General features: G+C 40.5%; 21 protein-coding genes. 1 reads left to right on the top strand and 20 read right to left on the bottom strand.

The features are described 5' to 3' along the window. Positions 1–18: 18 nt before the first annotated feature. The 19 genes from SK637_RS04635 to gyrA form a co-directional block, all read right to left on the bottom strand. Positions 19–495 carry a PTS sugar transporter subunit IIA gene (locus SK637_RS04635; RefSeq protein ID WP_000521988.1) on the bottom strand — a complete coding sequence of 159 codons (477 nt, stop codon included), beginning with the start codon at positions 493–495 and terminating at the stop codon, positions 19–21. 228 nt (positions 496–723) lie between these two features. After that, entirely contained in the window at positions 724–2547 is a 1824-nt protein-coding gene (lepA, locus tag SK637_RS04630) for a translation elongation factor 4 (RefSeq protein WP_001047207.1), read from the bottom strand. A 78-nt stretch (positions 2548–2625) separates the two neighbouring features. Continuing rightward, a complete protein-coding gene (locus tag SK637_RS04625) occupies positions 2626–3354 on the bottom strand; it encodes a metallophosphoesterase family protein (protein WP_033688759.1) in 729 nt (242 codons plus the stop codon). 1 nt (position 3355) lies between these two features. Next, a complete protein-coding gene (gene recN, locus SK637_RS04620; protein WP_033688758.1) occupies positions 3356–5023 on the bottom strand; it encodes a DNA repair protein RecN in 1668 nt (555 codons plus the stop codon). Positions 5024–5029: 6 nt separating this feature from the next. Then, complete coding sequence (locus tag SK637_RS04615) at positions 5030–5461, bottom strand: arginine repressor (protein WP_033688757.1); 432 nt, start codon at positions 5459–5461, stop codon at positions 5030–5032. Continuing rightward, on the bottom strand, positions 5454–6269 hold the full coding sequence (locus SK637_RS04610; RefSeq protein ID WP_033688756.1) for a TlyA family RNA methyltransferase: 816 nt from the start codon (positions 6267–6269) through the stop codon (positions 5454–5456). Before SK637_RS04610 ends, SK637_RS04615 begins: the two co-directional genes overlap by 8 nt. Further along, the gene (locus SK637_RS04605) at positions 6262–7137 is read right to left on the bottom strand and encodes a polyprenyl synthetase family protein (protein ID WP_033688755.1); all 876 of its coding nucleotides are present in this window, start codon (positions 7135–7137) and stop codon (positions 6262–6264) included. The genes SK637_RS04610 and SK637_RS04605 overlap by 8 nt, the downstream gene beginning before the upstream one ends. After that, on the bottom strand, positions 7134–7346 hold the full coding sequence (locus SK637_RS04600) for an exodeoxyribonuclease VII small subunit (protein ID WP_000043226.1): 213 nt from the start codon (positions 7344–7346) through the stop codon (positions 7134–7136). The genes SK637_RS04605 and SK637_RS04600 overlap by 4 nt, the downstream gene beginning before the upstream one ends. Then, complete coding sequence (xseA, locus tag SK637_RS04595) at positions 7324–8664, bottom strand: exodeoxyribonuclease VII large subunit (RefSeq protein WP_033688754.1); 1341 nt, start codon at positions 8662–8664, stop codon at positions 7324–7326. Before xseA ends, SK637_RS04600 begins: the two co-directional genes overlap by 23 nt. A gap of 125 nt (positions 8665–8789) precedes the next feature. Beyond that, positions 8790–9428, bottom strand: a complete 639-nt coding sequence (udk, locus tag SK637_RS04590) for a uridine kinase (RefSeq protein WP_033688753.1) — start codon at positions 9426–9428, stop codon at positions 8790–8792. A 111-nt stretch (positions 9429–9539) separates the two neighbouring features. After that, positions 9540–10418 carry a tRNA pseudouridine(55) synthase TruB gene (gene truB / locus SK637_RS04585; RefSeq protein WP_033688752.1) on the bottom strand — a complete coding sequence of 293 codons (879 nt, stop codon included), beginning with the start codon at positions 10416–10418 and terminating at the stop codon, positions 9540–9542. 73 nt (positions 10419–10491) lie between these two features. Then, positions 10492–11292: a hypothetical protein gene (locus SK637_RS04580; protein WP_033688751.1), complete on the bottom strand. Its 801-nt coding sequence runs from the start codon at positions 11290–11292 to the stop codon at positions 10492–10494. A gap of 9 nt (positions 11293–11301) precedes the next feature. Then, the gene (locus SK637_RS04575; RefSeq protein ID WP_033688750.1) at positions 11302–12144 is read right to left on the bottom strand and encodes a hypothetical protein; all 843 of its coding nucleotides are present in this window, start codon (positions 12142–12144) and stop codon (positions 11302–11304) included. Next, complete coding sequence (locus SK637_RS04570) at positions 12122–12322, bottom strand: hypothetical protein (protein ID WP_033688749.1); 201 nt, start codon at positions 12320–12322, stop codon at positions 12122–12124. Before SK637_RS04570 ends, SK637_RS04575 begins: the two co-directional genes overlap by 23 nt. Positions 12323–12511: 189 nt before the next feature. Beyond that, the gene (locus SK637_RS04565; RefSeq protein ID WP_033688748.1) at positions 12512–13786 is read right to left on the bottom strand and encodes a DUF2130 domain-containing protein; all 1275 of its coding nucleotides are present in this window, start codon (positions 13784–13786) and stop codon (positions 12512–12514) included. A gap of 95 nt (positions 13787–13881) precedes the next feature. After that, on the bottom strand, positions 13882–15162 hold the full coding sequence (locus tag SK637_RS04560; protein ID WP_033688747.1) for an O-acetylhomoserine aminocarboxypropyltransferase/cysteine synthase family protein: 1281 nt from the start codon (positions 15160–15162) through the stop codon (positions 13882–13884). A 147-nt stretch (positions 15163–15309) separates the two neighbouring features. Then, positions 15310–16107 (bottom strand): formate/nitrite transporter family protein, encoded by a 798-nt coding sequence (locus SK637_RS04555; RefSeq protein WP_033688746.1) that lies wholly within the window; start codon positions 16105–16107, stop codon positions 15310–15312. 144 nt (positions 16108–16251) lie between these two features. Continuing rightward, positions 16252–16995, bottom strand: a complete 744-nt coding sequence (locus SK637_RS04550) for a class A sortase (RefSeq protein ID WP_033688745.1) — start codon at positions 16993–16995, stop codon at positions 16252–16254. Beyond that, positions 16995–19463 (bottom strand): DNA gyrase subunit A, encoded by a 2469-nt coding sequence (gyrA, locus tag SK637_RS04545; RefSeq protein ID WP_033688744.1) that lies wholly within the window; start codon positions 19461–19463, stop codon positions 16995–16997. Before gyrA ends, SK637_RS04550 begins: the two co-directional genes overlap by 1 nt. A 194-nt stretch (positions 19464–19657) precedes the next feature. Here gyrA and SK637_RS04540 point away from each other — a divergent pair, with 194 nt between their 5' ends. Then, positions 19658–20644, top strand: coding sequence for an L-lactate dehydrogenase (locus tag SK637_RS04540; RefSeq protein ID WP_000204729.1), 987 nt, complete (start codon positions 19658–19660; stop codon positions 20642–20644). Positions 20645–20960: 316 nt separating this feature from the next. Here SK637_RS04540 and pyk read toward each other — a convergent pair whose 3' ends face one another. Then, the gene (gene pyk, locus SK637_RS04535; RefSeq protein WP_033688743.1) at positions 20961–22466 is read right to left on the bottom strand and encodes a pyruvate kinase; all 1506 of its coding nucleotides are present in this window, start codon (positions 22464–22466) and stop codon (positions 20961–20963) included. Positions 22467–22501 lie beyond the last annotated feature (35 nt).

Below are 22501 nucleotides of genomic sequence, written 5' to 3'. Positions count from 1 at the left end.
TATTTTTAATAGACAAAATTATGCAGTTGCTTCAGCTATATAAGTATAGAGGGCTTCAGGTTCAGAAATTTTTGATAGGTCTTCAAGATGACCATTTCCAGTAAAGAAGTCCATCAACTGAGCAAGAATGTTCGTTTGACTTGAACTTGAGTTATTAATGATAAAGAAGAGCAAGGATACTTCTACTTCCTTATCTGGCGCAATCATATTGTGAAAAGTCACTGGTTTTTCTAATCGAACGACCACAACTTTTTCGGCTAGATTATGAACAATATCTGTGTGAGGAATAGCCACATTCGGCAAATCCTTACCTAAGAATTCCATATCTAGGCCAGTTGGAAATGACTTTTCACGCGTGATCAAGGCTTCACGATAGGTTGGAGTTACGATTTGTCGTTCTTCCAATAAAGTTGCAACCTGATCAAAGAGTTGTTCTTGATTATTCGCTTCTAAGCAAAACACAAGGTTTTTGTCAAAGAAATGATCTAATCCCATAAGGTTTTCCCTTCTTTCCATTAACTTTATGCTATAATTATAACACTATATGAAATCGTTGTCAATATTTTTTTGATTATTTTGTTTATTTTTATTTATATCTTTAAAACAAACATTTAAAACAAACACTTTAAACGATTTAATCCTATTCTAAATGTAAAAAAACAGGCCTATTTAAGCCCGTTTCAATATTCTCTTCTTATATTAATGTTCTATAAATAATAAAATTTACTCCTCATCCATGCTCAACACGCTGAGGAAGGCTTCTTGTGGGACTTCTACTGATCCGATAGCTTTCATGCGTTTCTTACCAGCTTTTTGTTTTTCAAGGAGTTTACGTTTACGAGAAACGTCACCACCATAACATTTAGCAAGTACGTTCTTACGAAGTGCCTTGATATCAGTACGAGCTACAATCTTATGTCCAATTGCTGCTTGGATTGGAACTTCAAATTGTTGACGAGGGATGATTTTCTTAAGTTTATCAACGATGAGTTTTCCACGTTCGTAGGCAAAATCCTTGTGAACGATAAAGCTAAGGGCATCCACCTTGTCTCCATTGAGAAGGATGTCCATTTTGACCAGCTTAGATGGGCGATACTCTGACAATTCGTAGTCAAAGCTTGCATAACCACGTGTAGAAGACTTAAGCTTATCAAAGAAGTCAAAGACGATTTCAGCAAGTGGAATTTGATAGATGACATTAACACGGTTATCATCGATATAATCCATAGTCACAAAGTCCCCACGCTTACGCTGAGCTAGCTCCATCACTGCTCCTACGAACTCCTGTGGTACCATGATTTGCGCTTTAACATATGGCTCTTCAATGGTCGCAATCTTGGTTGGGTCTGGGAACTCAGATGGATTCGACACATCCATAGACTCACCATCGGTCAAATTAACCTTATAGATAACAGATGGAGCTGTCATGATGAGGTCGATGTTGAACTCACGTTCCAAACGTTCTTGGATAACATCCATATGGAGAAGTCCAAGAAATCCACAACGGAAACCAAATCCAAGTGCCTGAGATGTTTCTGGTTCAAACTGAAGACTAGCATCATTCAGTTGCAATTTTTCAAGGGCTTCACGTAGGTCATTGTACTTGTTTGATTCGATTGGGTAGAGACCCGCAAAGACCATGGGATTCATCTGCTTGTAGCCATGTAATGGCTCAGCCGCAGGATTAGTTGCCAAGGTAACTGTATCACCCACACGAGTGTCTTGAACCGTCTTGATAGAAGCCGCAATATAACCAACGTCCCCAGTCGCAAGGAAATCACGACCAACTGCTTTCGGAGTAAAAATACCAACTTCTGTCACATCAAAGGTCTTGCCATTGCTCATAAGCTGAATCTTATCGCCAGGTTTGACCACACCATCCATGACACGCACTTGGAGGATAACCCCACGGTAGGCATCGTAAACAGAGTCGAAAATCAAGGCCTTAAGTGGCGCTGTCACATCACCCGTTGGTGCTGGCACTTTTTCCACGATTTGCTCGAGAATTTCTTCGATACCAATACCAGCCTTGGCAGAAGCCAATACTGCTTCACTGGCATCCAAACCAATGACATCTTCAATCTCTGTACGCACGCGCTCAGGATCTGCAGCTGGCAGATCAATCTTGTTAATGACTGGCATGATTTCCAAATCATTATCCAAGGCCAAATAAACGTTGGCAAGGGTTTGAGCCTCAATCCCTTGGGCAGCATCGACCACCAAAATCGCTCCCTCACAAGCAGCGAGCGAACGTGAAACTTCATAGGTAAAGTCTACGTGCCCCGGCGTGTCAATCAAGTGGAAAATATAAGTTTCCCCATCTTTTGCAGTATAATTCAACTCAATGGCATTCAACTTAATGGTAATCCCACGTTCCCGTTCTAAATCCATGCTATCCAAAAGCTGGGCCTGCATTTCACGGCTTGAAACGGTCTCAGTCTTTTCCAAAATGCGGTCTGCTAGAGTTGATTTCCCGTGGTCAATATGGGCGATAATAGAGAAGTTACGGATCTTCTCCTGTCGTTTTTTCAGTTCTTCTAAGTTCATGATTCTCTTCCTTTCAGGGTATCTATTTATTATAAATTGTTTTTGACATTTTGACAAGACCATACCCTGCTAGGAGTACTAATCTTCAGCAACAAAGCCGTCATTTTCGATAAAGTGGTGTTCTGTCATTCCTTGGTCTGTAAAGACAATTCCATGAAGGACACCACCATAAACAGCTCCTCCGTCCATCCCAACCTTGCCATCTTCTGTAGTCCAAAGCTCAGCAGTACCACGCTCTTGCTTCAACAAGCCATAAACAGGTGTATGTCCGAAGACAATGGTTTTTCCAGTATGATTTTCGGCTTCGTGGAATGGTTTTCTAAGCCAGACTTTTTTATAATCTGTGGTCTCATGCCAGTCGTCCAAGGTCAAATCAATACCTGCATGAACAAAGATATACTTATCTGTCTCTACCACAAAAGGCATTTGACGAATAAATTCGACCAAGTCTGCTGCTTCAGTAGCAACACGCTTGGCATCTTCTACTCCATCAACCGGTGCATCCAAGGGACGACCTAGGATAGAGTTAATGGTTGTATCTCCACCATTGCGACGATAATGGTCATAACTTTCTTCTGGGTCATCTAGCCAAGTCAAAAACATATACTCGTGGTTTCCTGACAAACAGATTGCCCCTTGATTATCGACCAAGTCCTTAACCATCTCTAGGACACGGCAACTATCTTCACCACGGTCAATCAAGTCCCCTAGAAAGAGCAACTGGGTCTGACCATTCCATGTTTTGAGAAGGTCTTCCAGCATCCCAGCTTTTCCGTGAACATCTCCAATTACATAATAGTCTGTCATCTTATTTCTCCCTGTTTCTCAACAATTCTCTGGCTTGCGTCAGGGCTGCTTCCGTCACATCATCACCTGCCAACATCTTAGCAACTTCCTCGACTCGCTCTTCAATCGTCAAGAGACGAACAGTCGAAACTGTTGAATGGTCATTACTAATCTTCTCAATAAAGAATTGATAATCCGCAATCGCAATCACTTGTGGCAAGTGGGAGATAGCTAGAACCTGACCATGTTGGCCAATCTTGTGAATCTTCTGTGCAATAGCCTGAGCTACACGGCCTGAAACTCCTGTGTCCACCTCATCAAAGACAATGCTGGTCTTGCCTTCTTTACGTGAAAAGGCAGACTTAATGGCTAGCATGAGACGAGATAATTCCCCACCAGACGCAACCTTAACCAAGGGTTTAAAGTCTTCGCCAGGGTTGGTTGAAATGTAAAACTCGACCATTTCATTTCCCTCACGACTGAATTTGCCCTTGCTAAAACGAACCTGAAACTGGGCTTTTTCCATATAGAGGTCTTGCAGTTCTTGTTTAATCTCTGCTTCTAGCTGCTGGGCCAAATCATGACGAGCAGATGCAAGCTGACCTGCCAAATCAACAAGATTGACTTCCAATTTCTTGAGCTCTGCTTCCATGTCCTCAGACGAAAGGTTATTACCTGTCAAGAGATTGTATTCTTCCGTAATCTTAGCAAAGTAAAGCAAGACATCGTCTACAGTCCCACCATATTTACGAGTAATGGTATGAAGGAGGTCCAAGCGGTTCTCAACCTGCATAAGACGATTGCCATCAAAATCAAGGTCCTCAATAATAGCTTCCAGACGCTTGCTAATATCTTCTAAGACATAGTAGGTCTCAGACAGAGAACTTGAAATTTCACGGTACTCAGGGTCATACTCTTCAACACTTTCCATGTCATTCATGGCCGAACGAACATTAGCTAGACTTGAAAAATCTTCATTGTCCAACATACTATAGGCATTGGTCAGCGTATCCGCAATATTTTTATGATTGAGCAGTTTATCACGCTCTTGATTGAGAGCCAGGTCTTCTCCAGCTTGCAAGTTTGCTGCCTCAATCTCTGCCATTTGAAATTCCAACATTTCAATACGAGCCTTGTGTTCCTGTTGGTTTTTCTTGACTTCCAGAACCTGCTTGCGCATTTTTCGATAAGCATCAAAACTCGTTTGATAGGTTTCTTTCAATGCCCAAAATGCTGCGTCACCGAATTCATCCAACATCTGGATATGAAGTTGGGGACGCATTAACTCTTCTTGGTCATGCTGACCATGTATATCCACCAGATGTTGCCCAATAGCACGCAAAACAGACAGATTAACCATCTGGCCATTGACACGGCTGATACTCCGACCATTTTGCAGAATTTCCCGACGGATGATAATCTCATCACCCATTTCCAAACCTTGCTCATCAAAAATTTCCTGTAAAAGGCGACTATTCTCAACTGAGAAAAGCCCCTCAATCTCTGCCTTTGGCGCACCATGACGAATAACATCTGTCATCGCACGAGCTCCCAACATCATATTCATAGCATCAATGATAATCGACTTCCCTGCACCCGTTTCACCAGTCAGGACAGTCATCCCCTTTTCAAAATTGAGGGAAATAGCCTCAATAATGGCAAAGTTTTTTATCGAAATTTCAAGTAACATATAGACCTACCAATTATTTACTTGTTCAAAGATTTCCTCTGCTAGACTTTCACTTCTAGCAATGACTAAAATCGAGCTATCATCCGCCAAACAGCTAAAAATCTTGTCCGAAAAAGTCTCGATTAACTGAGCTTTTACAAAAGCCGTATTTCCTGGAATAACTTGGAGATTAATCATCTTATCCATCAATTCAGCTGACTCAATATTATCTTCAGCCAGTTGCAAACTTTTTACGATTGATTTTGGCAATTCGTAGACATAGGTGTTATCTCTCAAAGGAATTTTGACAATGCCTAGCTCTTTGATATCCCGTGATACCGTTGCTTGAGTGGCAGTGATGCCTGCCTCTTTCAAATGTTCTACAATTTCTTCTTGCGTACCGATTTGATAATCTGTCACAAATCGTCTAATTTTTTCAAGTCTCTCTTTTTTATTCATTTTTAAATTGACTATGCGCCCTCTCTACTACTTCTTCAATTTCAGCAAGAACCTGATTGCTTGCTGACTCTTCTTTTTTCAAATACGCTAAAAACTCAATATTGCCATGACCACCTTGGATGGGAGAAAAATCCAAACCAAGGACTGAAAAACCTTCCTCTACTGCCATAGCTGTGACAGATTCAAGGACATTTTGGTGAACCTTAGCATCTCGAATAATTCCATTTTTTCCAATCTGCTCACGTCCTGCCTCAAACTGAGGCTTAACCAGAGCCACAACCTGACCGTGATCAGCCAAGACTCTGTGCAAGGCTGGCAGAATCAGACTGAGAGAAATAAAACTCACATCAATACTGGCAAAGCTCGGTTCCTTTTCGAAATCAGTCTTTTCAGCATAGCGAAAATTGAACTGCTCCATGCTGACCACTCGTGGGTCTTGGCGTAATTTCCAAGCCAACTGATTGGTACCAACATCAACTGCAAAGACTAACTCAGCACCATTCTGCAACATGACATCGGTAAAACCTCCAGTAGAGGCACCGATATCAATCGTAGTCGCGCCATCCACCGACAAATCAAAGACCTGCAAGGCCTTCTCCAGTTTCAAACCACCACGGCTAACATACTTGAGTTTCTCCCCCTTGAGTTTTAGCTCGGTGTCATCTGGAATTTTCTCTCCTGGCTTGTCAAACCGTTCTCCATTAAGGACTGCTACGACTAGGCCAGCCATTACACCACGTTTGGCCTGCTCTCTCGTTTCAAACAAGCCCTGTTTATAAGCTAGTACATCCACTCTTTCCTTAGCCATTGATTCTCAAACTTTCTACTACTTTTACAATCGATTCTGTTTCAAAGGAAATCTGCTGGGCAATTTCTTCTAATTTGGCATTAGCTTGATCCAAGGTTTGGTTACAAAAGTCAATTGCCTTTTCCAAACCCAACAAGGCTGGATAGGTTGATTTTTCTGCCTGTAGGTCCTTTTGAGGTGTCTTGCCGATTTCCTCAAAACTAGCGGTCACATCCAGTACGTCATCTCGAACTTGAAAAGCAAGCCCAATCAATTCACCTACAGTTTTAAGTTTTGCCTGCATCTCAGGTACCAATTCAGCTATAATGGCTGCAGCTTGGAAGGGATAGGCTAGTAGTTTTCCGGTCTTATTAGCATGAATGGTCTGGAGTTCTTCCAAAGACAAATGCTGGTGTTCACCTTCCATGTCCAAAACCTGACCTGCAACCATGCCCAGACTTCCTGAAGCAAGGGATAAGTTGGCAATCAAGTCTACCTTGATCTGACTTGGCAAATCTGCCTGCGCAATCAAGGCATAGGGATCTAGGAATAAAGCATCTCCTGCCAAAATTGCCATTGCTTCTCCAAATTTCTTATGATTGGTCAATCGTCCCCGACGGTAATCATCATTATCCATAGCTGGAAGATCATCGTGAATCAAGCTCCCTGTATGAATCATTTCCAAGGCCGCAGCAACCTGTGCGTGAGCAGGTTTAATAGCGACCTGCAAGGCTTCCAGGACTTCTAACAAGAGAAAGGGTCGAATACGCTTGCCACCAGCATGAATGGAATAGAGAACAGACTCTCGCAAACTAGAGGCAAACTGCTGGTCTCCATAAAAGTCTTCCAAGGCCGACTCGACAAGAGCTAATTTTTCTTGCTTTTTCATTCAAAATCACTTTCTGTTCCGTCTTCTTGCATAACCTTGACCAAGGTCTTTTCAGCCTTGTCCAGCGTCGCTTGGAGCTCTTTTGACAAGACCATACCCTTTTGAAAGGCGGCAATCGCATCTTCTAGAGCAATTTCACCATTTTCCAAACTTTGGACAATGGTTTCCAGTTCTGCTAGATTTTCCTCAAATTTCTTTTGTTTTGACATCTTTAACCTCTAATTCTACTCGACCATCTCGCATCAAAAGCGTCACTTGGTCTTTTTTCTTCAAACTCTCAACCGAATCTACAACGGACTCTTCTTTTTTGACAATAGCATAACCACGCGCCACGATTCGACTGGTATCCAACATGAGCAAGGCTTCTGATAATCTCTTGACTTCAGCAACCTTGGCATCATAAACCAGCGCCATTTGGCTACGTAGGAGCTTGTCCAACTGGCCTAAACGGTCTTGATAACGTTGAATTTTGGTAACAGGTGATAATTGTACCAGTCGATGCGTCCTTGCTTGTACTATCTGTTTGTTATCAGAAATCAGTGTTCGCAAACTTTGTTTTAAGCGCAGTTGCAGTTGATCCAAGCGTTGCAAATAGCCATCATACAAGCGCTCTGGCTGTCTAAAGATGACTGACTGACTACATTTTTTTAAAGATTCTTGTTTCTTAGATAGGACATTTCGGACTGCTGTTGCCATCCGTTTTTCCTGATTTTGCAAATGAGCTAATAGATCCAACTTGGTCACAGGTGTTGCTAGTTCAGCTGCAGCTGTTGGCGTCGCAGCGCGGCGATCTGCCACAAAATCTGCCAAGGTCACATCCGTCTCATGCCCCACACTAGAGATAACTGGTAAACGAGATTCAAAAATCGCTCGTACCACGATTTCTTCGTTAAAGGCCCAAAGATCCTCGATAGAACCTCCACCACGACCAATAATCAGCAAATCCAAATCGTCCCGTTGATTGGCACGCGCAATATTTCGAGCAATTTTTTCTGCTGCTCCATCTCCTTGAACCTTAGTCGGATAAAGAAGGATATCTACACCTGGAAAGCGCCTGCTGACGGTCGTGATAATATCTCGAATAACGGCTCCACTGCGACTGGTTACTACACCAATTCTCTTAGAAAATTGGGGCAGAGGTTGCTTGAAGCGTTCTTGAAACAGGCCTTCTTCTGTCAATTTTTTCTTGAGTTGTTCAAACTGAATCGCAAGCGCCCCAACCCCATCAGGCTCTGCCTTTTCAATGATGATGGAGTAGCTACCACTAGGTTCATAGACCTGCACACGCCCAATCACATTGATTTTCATCCCTTCTTCCAGGTCGAAGCCTAATTTCTGATAAATTCCAGACCAGATGGTCGCTTGAATAACTGCATGGTCATCTTTTAGGGAGAAATATTGGTGAGTAGGTCGTTTACGAAAATTGGAAACTTGACCAGTTAAATAGACCCGTTCCAAGTAAGGGTCTTTATCGAATTTCATTTTCAGATACTTGGTCAAAGTTGTTACCGATAAATACTTTTCCATCTCCACCTACTATTCATTTTCTTGCTCTTTCATGGGTATTATTATACCAAAAATATGCCTAAAAATCTCCATTTATGTACCATTATGAGGGAAAAATAAAAAAGGAGGCAAGCCTCCTCATCTGATTATTTACTGTTTCGAGCTTCTTCCAAAATCTTTGCAATCTTGGTTGTCAACAGATCAATAGCCACGGTATTGCTGACCCCTTCAGGAATGACGATATCAGCATAACGCTTAGTTGGCTCGATAAACTGGTGGTACATTGGTTTGACCACACCTAAATACTGGTCAATAACGCTATCAAGGCTACGGCCACGCTCTTCCATATCACGCTTGATACGACGAATAATGCGCACATCATCATCCGTATCCACAAAAATTTTGATATCCATCAAATCGCGCAGGCGCTTGTCCTCCAAGACCAAAATTCCCTCAACGATAAAGACATCTTGAGGCTCCTGACGATAAGTCTTGCTACTCCGTGTATGCTCTGTATAGTCATAAGTCGGGATGTCCACCGGACGCCCTGCCAACAATTCCTTAATCTGCTCAATCATCAAGTCTGTATCAAAGGCAAAAGGATGGTCGTAGTTGGTTTTGACACGCTCTTCAAAGGTCAAATGAGACTGATCCTTGTAGTATGAATCATGCTCAATCATGGAAATCTTTTCATAAGGGAAATGCGATAAAATGGCTCTTGAAACACTGGTCTTACCTCCACCAGAACCACCTGTCACTCCGATAATGATTGGTCTATTTTGCATGCTATCCTCCGTTTTTTTATCCGTCGTCTATTCTATCACATTTTTTACAAAATTTATAGTCTGGTTTGGATAGTCTAGGGAAAACATTTCCATCCCCACACTCCGGTTAGATTAGATAAAAACCTTCCTTGGCTTGTAGAGATTGTCCCGTTTTTCTAGAATGGCTAGCAATTTGTCATCTTCAAAGGCCGCCAATTCTTGGTCTGTTTGGTTGAGTTCGATAAAACGACCAAAGCGTACTTCTGTAGCCTCTTCTAGAGTTAGGAAAACTTTGACAAGGTCTCCTGTCCCAATCTCTAGAGGATGAAGAAAGTCCAGTTGACCAGCCTCTACTTTTTCAGCAATTTCTTCCAATGTAAGAGCATCTTCTAGTTGCAAACCAGCTGCACTAGTTCGAGTCAGATGTGACATATGAGCCGCATAACCAAGCTTGTCTCCCAAGTCAACCGACAAGGTACGGATATAGGTTCCCTTACTGCATTTAACACGAAAAGTGAAGCGTGCAAGATAACCCTCATAAGAAATCGGACTTGTTCGATCAAATTGATAAATGGTCACCTGACGTTCTGGACGCTCCACTTCCTGACCAGCACGCGCATACTCATAGAGCTTGCGACCATTGACCTTAACAGCTGAATACATAGGCGGAATCTGGGTAATAGGCCCTGTCAAGCTCGCAATCACTTCATCGACAAGCTTTTCATCCAAGGGCGATAAAACAGGTGTCTCTGCGACCACTTCTCCACTGGCATCCTCAGTTGTCGTTGAATAGCCTAGAGTGATTTCCCCCTCATAGACCTTACCCTCATCCTGCATGAACTCGACCATGCGTGTTGCCTTGCCAACTGCAATGGGCAAAACACCCACCACATCCGGATCCAAGGTCCCACCATGACCAATTTTCTTGGTTCCCAAAATCTTACGCAGCTTAAAAACCGCATCATGCGAAGTCATACCCGCTTCTTTTTTTAAGTTGATAATACCGTTCATTTTTGCTTTCTAATTCCCTTTTCACTTTACATCAACATATTCTATCTTAGACAGATTTTAAAACTATATCAGCTCATTTTTCTAAATACTTCCTAGCTTCCTGAACATAAAAGAGTTCTGGATTTTCATGGGCAATGCTTTCAAACAAACTTCGGGCATGAGCTTCATCTCCTTTTAGCTGGGCATTGAGAGCTCCATAATAAGAAAACATGATTCGAGCTAACTTACTTTCTGGTTCAGTAATGTCGAAGTAGTCGTTCACTTCTTTATTGAACACAATATCTTTTATGGCTTGGGCTTGAGCAACAAGTTTAGCTTTGCCTCCTTTAAAATCTGGTGCCTTGGACAATTGTTCCTCAAAGAAAGCAATATCTTGCGCATCTTGAAGATGAATGGAAACTGTTAATAGTTCAAAGCTTGATATTAAAAACGCAGGGGTTCTGAATCTCTTCCAAATTTTTTTCAAATCATATTTGGACATATTTTCCTTGGCAGCTTGAAAATCTCCTTTTAAATAAGCCACTCGACCTTGGATAATTTGGTAATTCTCACGATATGTTGCCCTAAAGGGCTTAATAGATTTTTCTGATTGAACTCTTAACATGTCTACATAGAGCTTAAGATCAATAGAATCGTGTAACACTAGAACAATAACTTTTCTAGATACAAATCTTAAATAAAATACAAAGCCGAGAACTAAAAAGACAATAACTAATAATATGAATCCCAATATTTCCAAATTGCTTTGAAATACTAAGCATACTGCCATCACATCCAAAACAAGTCCAATAATTGAGCAAATTAGAATAACCCTATCAAGTTGTAAAAGAGTGTTTTCTGTCGCCCTACTTACTATTTTTTTTACTAATTTCATATATTACTCTCATTTCACTAATTCTAAATATTTCTTCGCTTCCTGAACATAAAAGAGTTCTGGATTTTCATGGACAATACTTTCAAACAAACTACGGGCACGAGCTTCATCTCCTTTTAGCTGAGCATTAAGAGCGCCGTAATAAGAGAACATGATTCGAGCTAACTTATTTTCAGGTTCAGTAATGTCAAAGTAGTCGTTTGATTTTTTCTTTAAAACAATATCCTCTATAGCTTTTATTATGTTTATTACATTCGTCTTCCTAGCAACCTGAGAATTTGTTCGAACTTTTAATGTAGCTAACATATCGATTTGGTTCGAAATTTCTTCTACTCTATCATCATGGATAAGTGAAAGAATCTTAAAGTAAGTTGTGGATAATTCGATTTCAAATTTCTTATTAAAATTTTTACCCTCAAAATTTATTCGTTCCAAATTATCAAGTGTTTCTTCAAACTTTCCTTGGTAGTATAGCGATTGGGCAATAGCTAGTAAACAATTTGCATTATTGAACAGCTGTTGTGACTTAACCGAGTGTTCAGCTACATAACGATAATAACTTATGTGCTTGTCGAAATTAATATCTGTCAAAAAGATATTGTCTACAGCTAATTTAACCAGTTTATTGTTTAATGAAATCAATGTCTCAAACCCAAAACATACTACCGTATAAGTAATGAATTTCATAAAATTCATTTCCCCACCTTTAAATAATTCAACAACCATGCCTATAAATGATAGGCAAACTATAGGAATTAAGCAAATGTATACTATTTTTGTCAAACTATATAATTTGGGAATTTCAAATCTAGATATTTTCAACGAATAGTTATTTAAAATCTCTTTCACCATTATCCTCCATTGTAGAACTTAAATATAAGAAGTCGATCGCAATTACTAGAATCGCTATCAAGACTCCAAAGCCAAATGTAAATGCACTAAATGTAACACCATAAATTAAAGCACCAATAACAAAAACTGTAGCAACTATCGCTTTTAAAAACTGTTCTCCATGATATACCTTTGACAATCCCGTCTCGTTAGTAATTTTAACTGTTGCATAATCTTATTAACCTGATTATGCTCCTTCACATAGGTGACGTACGGTAAGAACTTATATCAGTTTTCTCCTTCTAAATATTTCTTCGCTTCCTGAACATAAAGTTGTAAATATTTAATGTAGACATACGACTATTTTAAAGTTATTTCATATTTAAGGCTACTCCCCCTTCAATGCTTCAAATTTCGCTTTCATGGTTGGATTTTTACGGGTCAATTTTTTGACCGAAACATCTTCCAACTTGTTGTTAGCGAGGCGGAGTTGGTTTTCGGATGTGGTTAGGAACTTCTTAACCTCTTCCATGCGTTTGATGGCCTTGTCGATTTCATCGATTGCTTTGCCAAAGTTAGTCGAAGCTGAGTTATAGTTCTTAGCAAAGGCTAGTTTAAAGGCATCTAAGTCTTCTTCAAAATGCGTAATGTCAATATTTTGCTCACGCACCAAGGCCAGCTCCTGCTTGTATTTTAGGAAATTTAGCGCCGCATTACGTAAGAGACCAATCAACTGGATAAAGAATTGAGGACGAACCACATACATCTTTTCGTACTCATGGCTGACGTCAACAATCCCTGTGTTAAAGTAGTCGTTATCAGCTTCAAGCATGGTCACCAAAACTGCATACTCACAGTTCTTCTCCCGACGGTCCTTATCCAATTCCTTATAAAAATCTGCATTCTTATGCTTCTTCTCTGTTCCGTCAGCTTCATTTTTCATCTCAAACATGATGGAGATAATCTCTACGCCATTTTCATCACTCTCACGAAAGATAAAGTCCCCCTTAGACCCACGCGCAGAGACCTTGTTATCCTTCTCAAAGTAAGCATTTGGAAAGGCGAAACTACGGACCTTGTTAAACTCACTTTCCGCATACTGTTCCAGACTTTCTCCAATTGCTTTTGTGGATTGTTGGGCTTTGAAATTCTTGTAAAATTCGACTTGTTCACTGGCTGCTTTAAGCTGGGCTTCATAGTTTTGTTTAACAGAAGCCAAAGACAGCTCATTTTCCTTTTCTTGCAAGAGGAGCTGATTTTGGACTTGATCACGTTCTTTTTCTAGGTCAGAAAGGGTCTTCTGTAGTTGATTTTCATGCTCCAAACGCAAGGTGGCCAATTGGTTTTCCAAGGCCTGCACTTCCTTGTCTTTTGCTAATAAAGCCTGATGGCTTGTCTGTTCAACCTCTTTCTTGGCCAGTTCTTTTTCTGTATCAAAGTTTTGGATTTGACTCTGTAATTGCGCAATTTCTTGGTCTTTTTGAGCTAGTTTAGACTGTTGTTCATTCATGGCCTTTTGCTCAGCCAAGGCCAGTTCCTGCTTCATCCGATCATGTAGTTCCTTATCAAACTCTGCCGTTCTCACTTGGGATAAAAGTTCAGCATACTGGCTCTCATTTACTGTAAAGACTTCCCCACAGTTGGGACATTTGATTTCGTTCATATCGTTCCTCTTTCTAGACTTCTTTAACCATTATATCATGCCTGAAGGAAAATCAAAAACAGCGAGTCGAAACCCACTGTTTATCTTCTTTTACTTTAAATTTTCTCCAAGGCCAATCGCAAGTCTTCAATCAAATCCTCTACATTTTCAAGTCCGATTGACAAGCGGATTTGGTTTGGTGTGACACCTGCAGCTTCAAGGTCTTTTTCTGACAATTGACCATGGGTGGTTGTTGCTGGATGGACAACAAGCGATTTAGCATCTGCCACGTTTGCTAGATCAGAAAAGATTTCTAAATGATCAATTACCTTGCGTGCCTCTGCCTCCCCACCTTTGACATGGAAGGTAAAGATTGAGCCCACACCTTTAGGCAAGTATTTCTCAGCCAAGGCATGGTAAGGACTATCTGCAAGTTTTGGATAATTGACTTTTTCTACCTTAGGATGGTTGACAAGGAAATCAACAATTTTCTCTGCATTTTGCACATGACGTTCGACACGAAGAGAAAGTGTTTCCAGTCCTTGAAGCAAGAGGAAGGCATTAAATGGTGACAAGGCTGCACCTGTATCACGAAGCAATTGGACACGGACTGCGATAATAAAGGCTGCTGCACCCACATCACGAGTATAGCTCAAGTTGTGATAGCTTGGATCCTCGTCAACAAATTGAGGGAATTTCCCTGAAGCCGCCCAGTCAAAACGACCGCTATCGACAATAACGCCACCAATAGTCGTACCATGGCCACCGATAAACTTAGTCGCAGAGTGAATAGCAATATCTACACCGTGAGAAAAGACGTTAATCAAATAAGGTGTAGCAAAAGTATTGTCAGAAACAAGTGGAATCTGATACTTATGAGCAATCTCTGCCAATTTTTCCAAATCTGGAATATTAATCAAGGGGTTACCCAAGGTTTCAATCAGAACAAGCTTGGTATTGTCATTGATAGCTGCTTCCACTTCCTCCAAATTATCAATGTCGACAAAGGTTGTTGTGATACCATAACGAGGAAGGGTTTCTTTCAAAAGATTGAAGGTTCCACCGTAAATAGTTGATGCTGCAACTACATGGTCACCAGCGTGGGCAAGTGCCAAAATCGTATAAGTCACTGCGGACATACCTGATGCAGTTGCAAGAGCTCCGACACCACCTTCAAGGGCAGCAATTCTTTCTTCAAAGGCAGCTGTTGTAGGATTGGTAATACGAGTATAAATGTTCCCTGGTTTTCTCAAGGCAAACAAATCGGCACCTTCCTGCGTATCATCAAAAACAAAGGATGTTGTTTGATAAATCGGCACTGCACGAGACTTGGTAGCTGGATCCACAACTTGACCAGCATGTAGTTGCAAAGTTTCAAATTTAAAATCACGAGTCATAGGGCGACCTCCTAATAGTTTGATTAAAGATATTGTAGCACCTTAAGGTATAGTTTACCAATATTAGTTTTCTATATTTTGATATAACAAATAGCTATTACTCTATTTTAAAAATGAAAAAAGCACGACTCAATCGTGCTCATTTTCTTAATCTACATAAGTATCTTCATTTTTATTGAGGAAGGCATATGGAAGACCCATCAAGAGGCCTCCTCCGATAAAGTTTCCGATGAAGGTTACACCCCAGTGGCGAAGCATATTTCCAATACCGAAGTTGGCAATTGAGTCAGCAGCAACACTGAATTTTACAATCGCGAAAGAAGCAAAGTTCGCAGCAATGTGCTCGTTTGTTAAGAATACAAACATGTAAATCGCTGACAGCACAAGCCAAAGTTTGGCACCACCATCTTTGACCAAAACAAATGACAGAATCGCAATATTTACGAAAATATTTGCCAAAATCGCCTCAAGCAAGATTAATTCATTTGAACGGCCTAACTTCATCTCAACAACACCTGAGATGAAACTATCGTGTGTCAGATTCGCATAGGCTGCCGAATGAGCAAAGCCCCAACCTGCTATCAAGGCTCCAATAAGGTTGAACAAGGTACAGTAAAGTAGAATCTCAGCTGTTTTTCTCCAAGAAATTTTTTTCAAGAAACTACCAGCAGTCAAGAACATCATGTTTGATGTTACCAACTCGGCATTCAAGAAAACAATGTAGGCCAAACCCCAAGCAAAGACAAAAGGGAAGAGGAAGCGTCCACTACCAGGTACGATTTTATTAATCAAGTCAGCCCCAACTGCACCAGCAGCAGTACTGAAGGTTAAAAAGGCACCTGCAAACATCGAACGAATCGCATACTTAAATTTGCTTTGACTATAAAGACTTTCTTTCTTCTTGCAAGCAAATTCAATCTTTGAGATAAATTCTGAAGAAACCATAATAAACTCCTAAAACTTTTTTACCTGATAATTATATCACAAACTTTCGATTTCAGGAAGCGTTTTCTGTATTTCATAACCGTTTATTTTGAAACTCTATCTATAAAAAAATCAGTAAAATCTAAGATTTTACTGATTTTATCTTTAATAACGTTGTTTATATGGTTGATTGAAAGCTGTTAGAATTTCTTCAGGTGTTTTTGAATAGTCTGTTGTATCTTTCAGATCACCTTTTACGATAATACGCTCTGTCGCATCATAGTCCTCACAGGTTACAAGTGTGATTTCATTAACACCACTACGGTCATCAATCTCGTCAACGTGATCTGGTGTCACATGCTTGACCTCATGAATGACATAAGTATAAACCTTATCCTTATCGGTTAGATAAATTTTCATTCCATTTTTAGCACGTGATAATGGAGAAAAGAGCATCTGACTGGCATTTTCCGCCGTGAAGATGTGATGGCTCGCAAGTGAATAGTTTCCTTTCCCCATCACTTGGTCACGCTTCATCGTACCAGCTCCATAGAAGAGATTGACATTATCAAGACCTTTAAAAATAGGCAAGTTAATTTCTACTTCAGGAATAGCAATTCCACCAATAACTGGTAATTTTTGTGAATCCCACTGTGAGGACAAGACAGCTTCTGACGAAATGGCTTTTACTGAGTCAAAGTCAAAATTACCTTCTGTATCTTGATTTTCTTCCAATTTTTCTTTTGATACCTGGCTGACTTGGTATTTATTGGTATTCCAAACCATGAACATATCACGAATTTTTGAATTGAAAATCAAAGCTATTGACAAGATGATTAAGAATCCTGCCAAGATATTGATTAGTAAATTTTTACGGTTTGTTTTCTTTTTATTCTTTTTATGAGACATTATGCTTCACCTTCTGTTTCGTTTTCTGTCCCAACTTCTTCTTTTTCTGCAGCTGCAACCGTAGTAAAGGTTACAATTTTAGCATCTTGGTCTAGGCGCATCACTTTAACTCCCATAGTTGAGCGACCTGTTTGAGAAATATTAGCAACGTTAGTTCGAATCATGACACCTGTATCAGTGATAATCATCAAATCTTCATCGCCTTTAACGGTCATAAGACCAGCAAGAGAACCGTTCTTTTCTGTAATCTTAGCGGTTTGCATCCCTTTACCACCACGACCTTTAGTTGGATATTCGGTCGCAACTGTGCGCTTACCATACCCCTTTTCTGTGATGATAAGAACCTCGTCCTGGTCTGTAATCACACTAGCACCAACAACTGTGTCTCCCTCACGAAGGTTAACACCTTTCACACCAGTGGCGATACGACTCATACCACGAACGGCTGATTGATTAAAGCGAACTGAATAACCAAACTTTGTACCAATGATAATATCCGTGTCCTCTTCTGTCAGCAAGACATTAATCAACTCATCTTCATCCTTGAGGTTCAATGCTTTAAGTCCATTTTGACGGATATTAGCAAATTCCTTAACGCTGGTTCTCTTCACAATACCATGACGGGTTGTGAAGAATAGGTAAGCATCATCACTACGTTCAGACTCAACATTGATGATGGTCTGAATACTTTCACCTTCATCCAATTTTAAAAGATTAACTATTGGTAATCCCTTGGCAGTACGACCATACTCAGGAATTTCATAACCTTTAAGGCGATAGACACGACCTTTATTTGTAAAGAAGAGCAGGTGATCATGGGTACTAGTTGACACTAACTCACGAACAAAATCATCATCCTTAACACCTGTACCTTGAACACCACGACCCCCACGTTTTTGAGCAGTAAACTCAGCTTGGTCCAAACGTTTAATGTAGCCTTTGTTAGAAAGAGTGATCAAGACATCAGCTTCTTCAATTAGATCCTCATCTTCGAGACTTAAGACTTCACCAACCATCAATTCAGTACGACGTTGGTCACCAAACTTACGCTTGACTTCATCTAATTCATCCTTGATGATCTGAGAAACACGTTCCGGCTTAGCTAGAATATCTGCTAAATCTGCAATCAGAGCCAAGAGGTCATCATACTCAGACTGAATCTTATCGCGTTCCAAACCTGTTAAACGACGAAGACGCATATCAAGAATGGCTTGACTTTGACGTTCAGATAACTTGAATTTGCTCATCAACTCAGCTTGTGCTTCCGCATCCGTTTCACTAGCACGGATGATACGAATCACTTCGTCGATATGGTCTAGTGCAATTAAGAGACCTTCTAAAATGTGTGCACGCGCTTCTGCTTTTTCCTTGTCAAAACGAGTACGACGAACAACCACTTCTTTTTGGTGCTCGATATAAGCGTCCAAAATCTGACGAAGAGACAAAATCTTGGGTACACCATTTTGGATAGCAAGCATATTGAAACCAAAGTTGGTTTGCATCTGGGTCATCTTGAAGAGGTTGTTGAGGATAACATTGGCTGAGGCATCACGCTTGACTTCAATAACAAATCGAACCCCTTCTCGGTTTGACTCATCACGTACTGCTGTAATGCCCTCAATGCGTTTTTCCTGAACCAAACGAACAATATGCTCATGCACCTTTGTTTTATTGACCATATAAGGAAATTCCGTTACAACAATACGCTCACGGCCAGTCTTAGTTTCTTCAATTTCAGTACGTGAACGAAGGACAATAGAACCTTTACCTGTTTCGTAAGCCTTATGAATACCTGATTTCCCCATAACAAGAGCACCAGTTGGAAAATCTGGCCCAGGTAAGACTTCCATCAAGTCCTTGGTGGTCACTTCAGGATTGTCCATAACCAACTTCACTGCATCAATGGTTTCACCCAAGTTATGAGGGGGAATATTTGTTGCCATCCCAACGGCAATACCAGTTGCTCCATTAACTAAAAGGTTAGGAAAGCGTGCTGGCAAGACCAAGGGTTCTCGTTCATTGGCATCATAGTTATCTACAAAGTCTACCGTGTTTTTGTTAATATCACGAAGCATCTCCAGAGCAATCTTGCTCATACGTGCCTCAGTGTAACGCTGGGCGGCAGCACCATCACCATCCATGGAACCAAAGTTCCCATGACCATCTACAAGCATGTAACGGTAACTCCACCATTGAGCCATACGGACCATGGCTTCATAGATAGAAGAATCCCCGTGTGGATGATATTTACCCATGACATCCCCTGTAATACGAGCAGATTTTTTATGAGGTTTGTCTGGAGTAACACCCAGTTCGTTCATTCCGTAGAGAATCCGACGGTGAACAGGTTTCAAGCCATCTCGAACATCAGGAAGGGCCCGCGCTACGATAACACTCATGGCGTAGTCGATAAAGCTCGTCTTCATCTCCTTTGTCAGATTGACATTCACTAAATTTCTATCCTGCATTAATAAATGCCTCATTTCACTATTAGTAGTTAACTATATTATACCATAATGTCCGCTATATTTCAGGTATCTAAAACCACTAAAACGTTTACATCAAGAACTGTAAAGCATATCCGTGACAAAGCTTTTTAAAAGTGATAAAATTAAAATAACTGGGGAAATCCCTGAATAAAATTAAGGAGATGTTTAGAATAATGACTTCCACTAAACAACACAAAAAAGTTATCCTTGTCGGTGATGGTGCTGTAGGTTCTTCTTACGCTTTTGCACTTGTTAACCAAGGAATTGCACAAGAGCTTGGAATTATCGAAATTCCACAATTGCATGAAAAAGCTGTTGGTGACGCACTTGACCTTAGTCATGCCCTTGCCTTCACTTCACCTAAAAAAATCTATGCAGCTCAATACTCTGACTGTGCAGACGCTGACCTTGTTGTGATCACTGCAGGTGCGCCTCAAAAACCAGGTGAAACTCGTCTTGACCTTGTAGGTAAAAACCTTGCTATCAACAAATCAATCGTAACTCAAGTTGTTGAATCAGGTTTCAAGGGTATCTTCCTTGTGGCTGCTAACCCAGTTGACGTCTTGACTTACTCAACTTGGAAATTCTCTGGATTCCCTAAAGAACGCGTTATCGGTTCAGGTACTTCACTTGACTCAGCTCGTTTCCGTCAAGCACTTGCTGAAAAATTGGATGTTGATGCTCGTTCAGTGCACGCCTACATTATGGGTGAACACGGTGACTCTGAGTTCGCTGTTTGGTCACATGCTAACATCGCTGGTGTAAACCTTGAAGAATTCCTTAAAGATACTCAAAATGTTCAAGAAGCTGAATTGATTGAATTGTTCGAAGGTGTTCGTGATGCAGCTTACACAATCATCAACAAAAAAGGTGCAACATACTACGGTATTGCAGTAGCCCTTGCTCGTATCACTAAAGCAATCCTTGACGATGAAAATGCAGTACTTCCACTTTCAGTATTCCAAGAAGGTCAATACGGAGTTAAAAATGTCTTTATCGGTCAACCAGCTGTTGTTGGTGCACATGGTATTGTTCGTCCAGTAAATATTCCATTGAACGATGCAGAAACTCAAAAAATGCAAGCATCTGCAAATGAATTACAAGCTATTATTGACGAAGCATGGAAAAACCCAGAATTCCAAGCTGCTTCTAAAAACTAATTTAGATAGTAATAACTCCTTGAGTCATCAGGGAGTTATTTTTTATCTCTATCTTAACTAAATATTTTATGAAATTTACGTAAAAAACAACATAACTTTAAAAGCTATCATGTCACAGTTCGGGCATAAATCCGAAAAACTACTAATTAGATCTATACTCACGTTACAAAAAGTCTGGAGCAAGCAGTATTTGACGCACTTGATACCGTCCTATTAAATCTAAAGTAAAAAGTTTTGCCCTATTTGTGCTTCATAGACAAAAAAAGCCCATCATACAGGCTAGACAGCTTGATACGATAGGCTATTTTTCTATTAATTAACGTACTGTACGGATACGCATTGTATTTGTGCGAACAGCTTCTCCAACTGGTACACCAGCTACGATAACGATATCGTCACCAGATTGTACAAGACCTGCTTCAACTGCTTTACGTTCAGCAATTTCGAACATATCGTCAGTTGAAGATGGAGCATCTGTCAACATTGGGATAACACCCCAGTTCAACATCAATCCACGTTCTGTCAATTCATCGAATGTCAATGCCAAGATGTCAGCATTTGGACGGTATTTAGAGATCAAACGTGCAGTGTGACCTGTCTTAGTAAGTGTTACAACCAATTTAATGTCCATTGAGTTAGCAGCATCTTTAACAGCTGAAGCCATTACTTCTGTCTTAGAGTTACGTTCGAATGAATCTGAGTTCAAACGTCCGTATTCGTTAAGAAGAGTTTGAGCATTCTTATCGATTGTAGCCATTGTAGTGACTGACTCAAGTGGGTATTTACCGTTTGCAGATTCACCTGAAAGCATTGTTGCGTCAGTTCCGTCGATAACAGCGTTAAATACGTCTGATACTTCTGAACGAGTTGCACGTGGTTTTTCAGTCATTGTTTCAAGCATGTTTGTTGCAGTGATAACAACTTTACCTGCAGCATTGACTTTAGTGATAATCATTTTTTGGTAAACTGGAACCATTTCGAATGGTACTTCAATACCCATGTCACCACGAGCGATCATGATACCATCAGCAGCTTCGATGATTTCATCCAAGTTGTCGATACCTTGTTGGTTTTCAATTTTAGCGAACAATTGAACGTGTCCGTTTCCAGTTTCTTCACAGATTGCACGAACTTCGTTCACATCTTTAGCAGTACGTACGAATGAAATCGCGATGAAGTTGATACCTTGTTCAAGACCAAAGCGGATATCATCGTTATCACGATCAGCAAGAGCTGGGAAAGGAATTTTAGTGTTAGGGATGTTAACACCTTTTTGTTTAGCAATTACGCCATCGTTTTCAACTTCAACTTCGAATTCACGAGTTGCGTCATCTTTAGCAACCACACGAAGACCAAGTTTACCATCGTCAACCAAAACTTGACGACCAACTTCAACATCATCATAGATATCAAGAGCACCAGCAACGTTCAATGCAATCACTTCACGAGTTGATTTGATTCCTTGTTTAGTTGCAACACGGATTTTTTCACCAGTTTTGTATGAATACTCTTTAGCTTCACCTTCGAACAATTCTGTACGGATTTCTGGTCCTTTTGTATCAAGAAGGAAACCAACTTTTTTACCTGCAAGTTTTTCAGCAAGTTTAACAGTTGCCATACGCTCACCTTGTTCTTGGTGGTCACCGTGTGAGAAGTTAAAACGGAATGTGTTAGCACCAGCTTCAATCAATTTAGCAATGTTTTTAGCTGAAGCTTCAACATCAAGTTTTTCACCCCAGTATCCGTCATCACCAAATTTTTTACCACCACGGATTTCTACCGCAGGACCCAAAGTTGCAACGATTTTTACACGTTTATTCATGTTTTTGTGACTCCTTTATATATATGACCTTTTTG

It is taken from the genome of Streptococcus mitis (genome assembly GCF_000722765.2).
Lineage (GTDB): Bacteria > Bacillota > Bacilli > Lactobacillales > Streptococcaceae > Streptococcus > Streptococcus mitis_AQ.
This window is presented reverse-complemented; position numbering and strand designations above follow the sequence as displayed.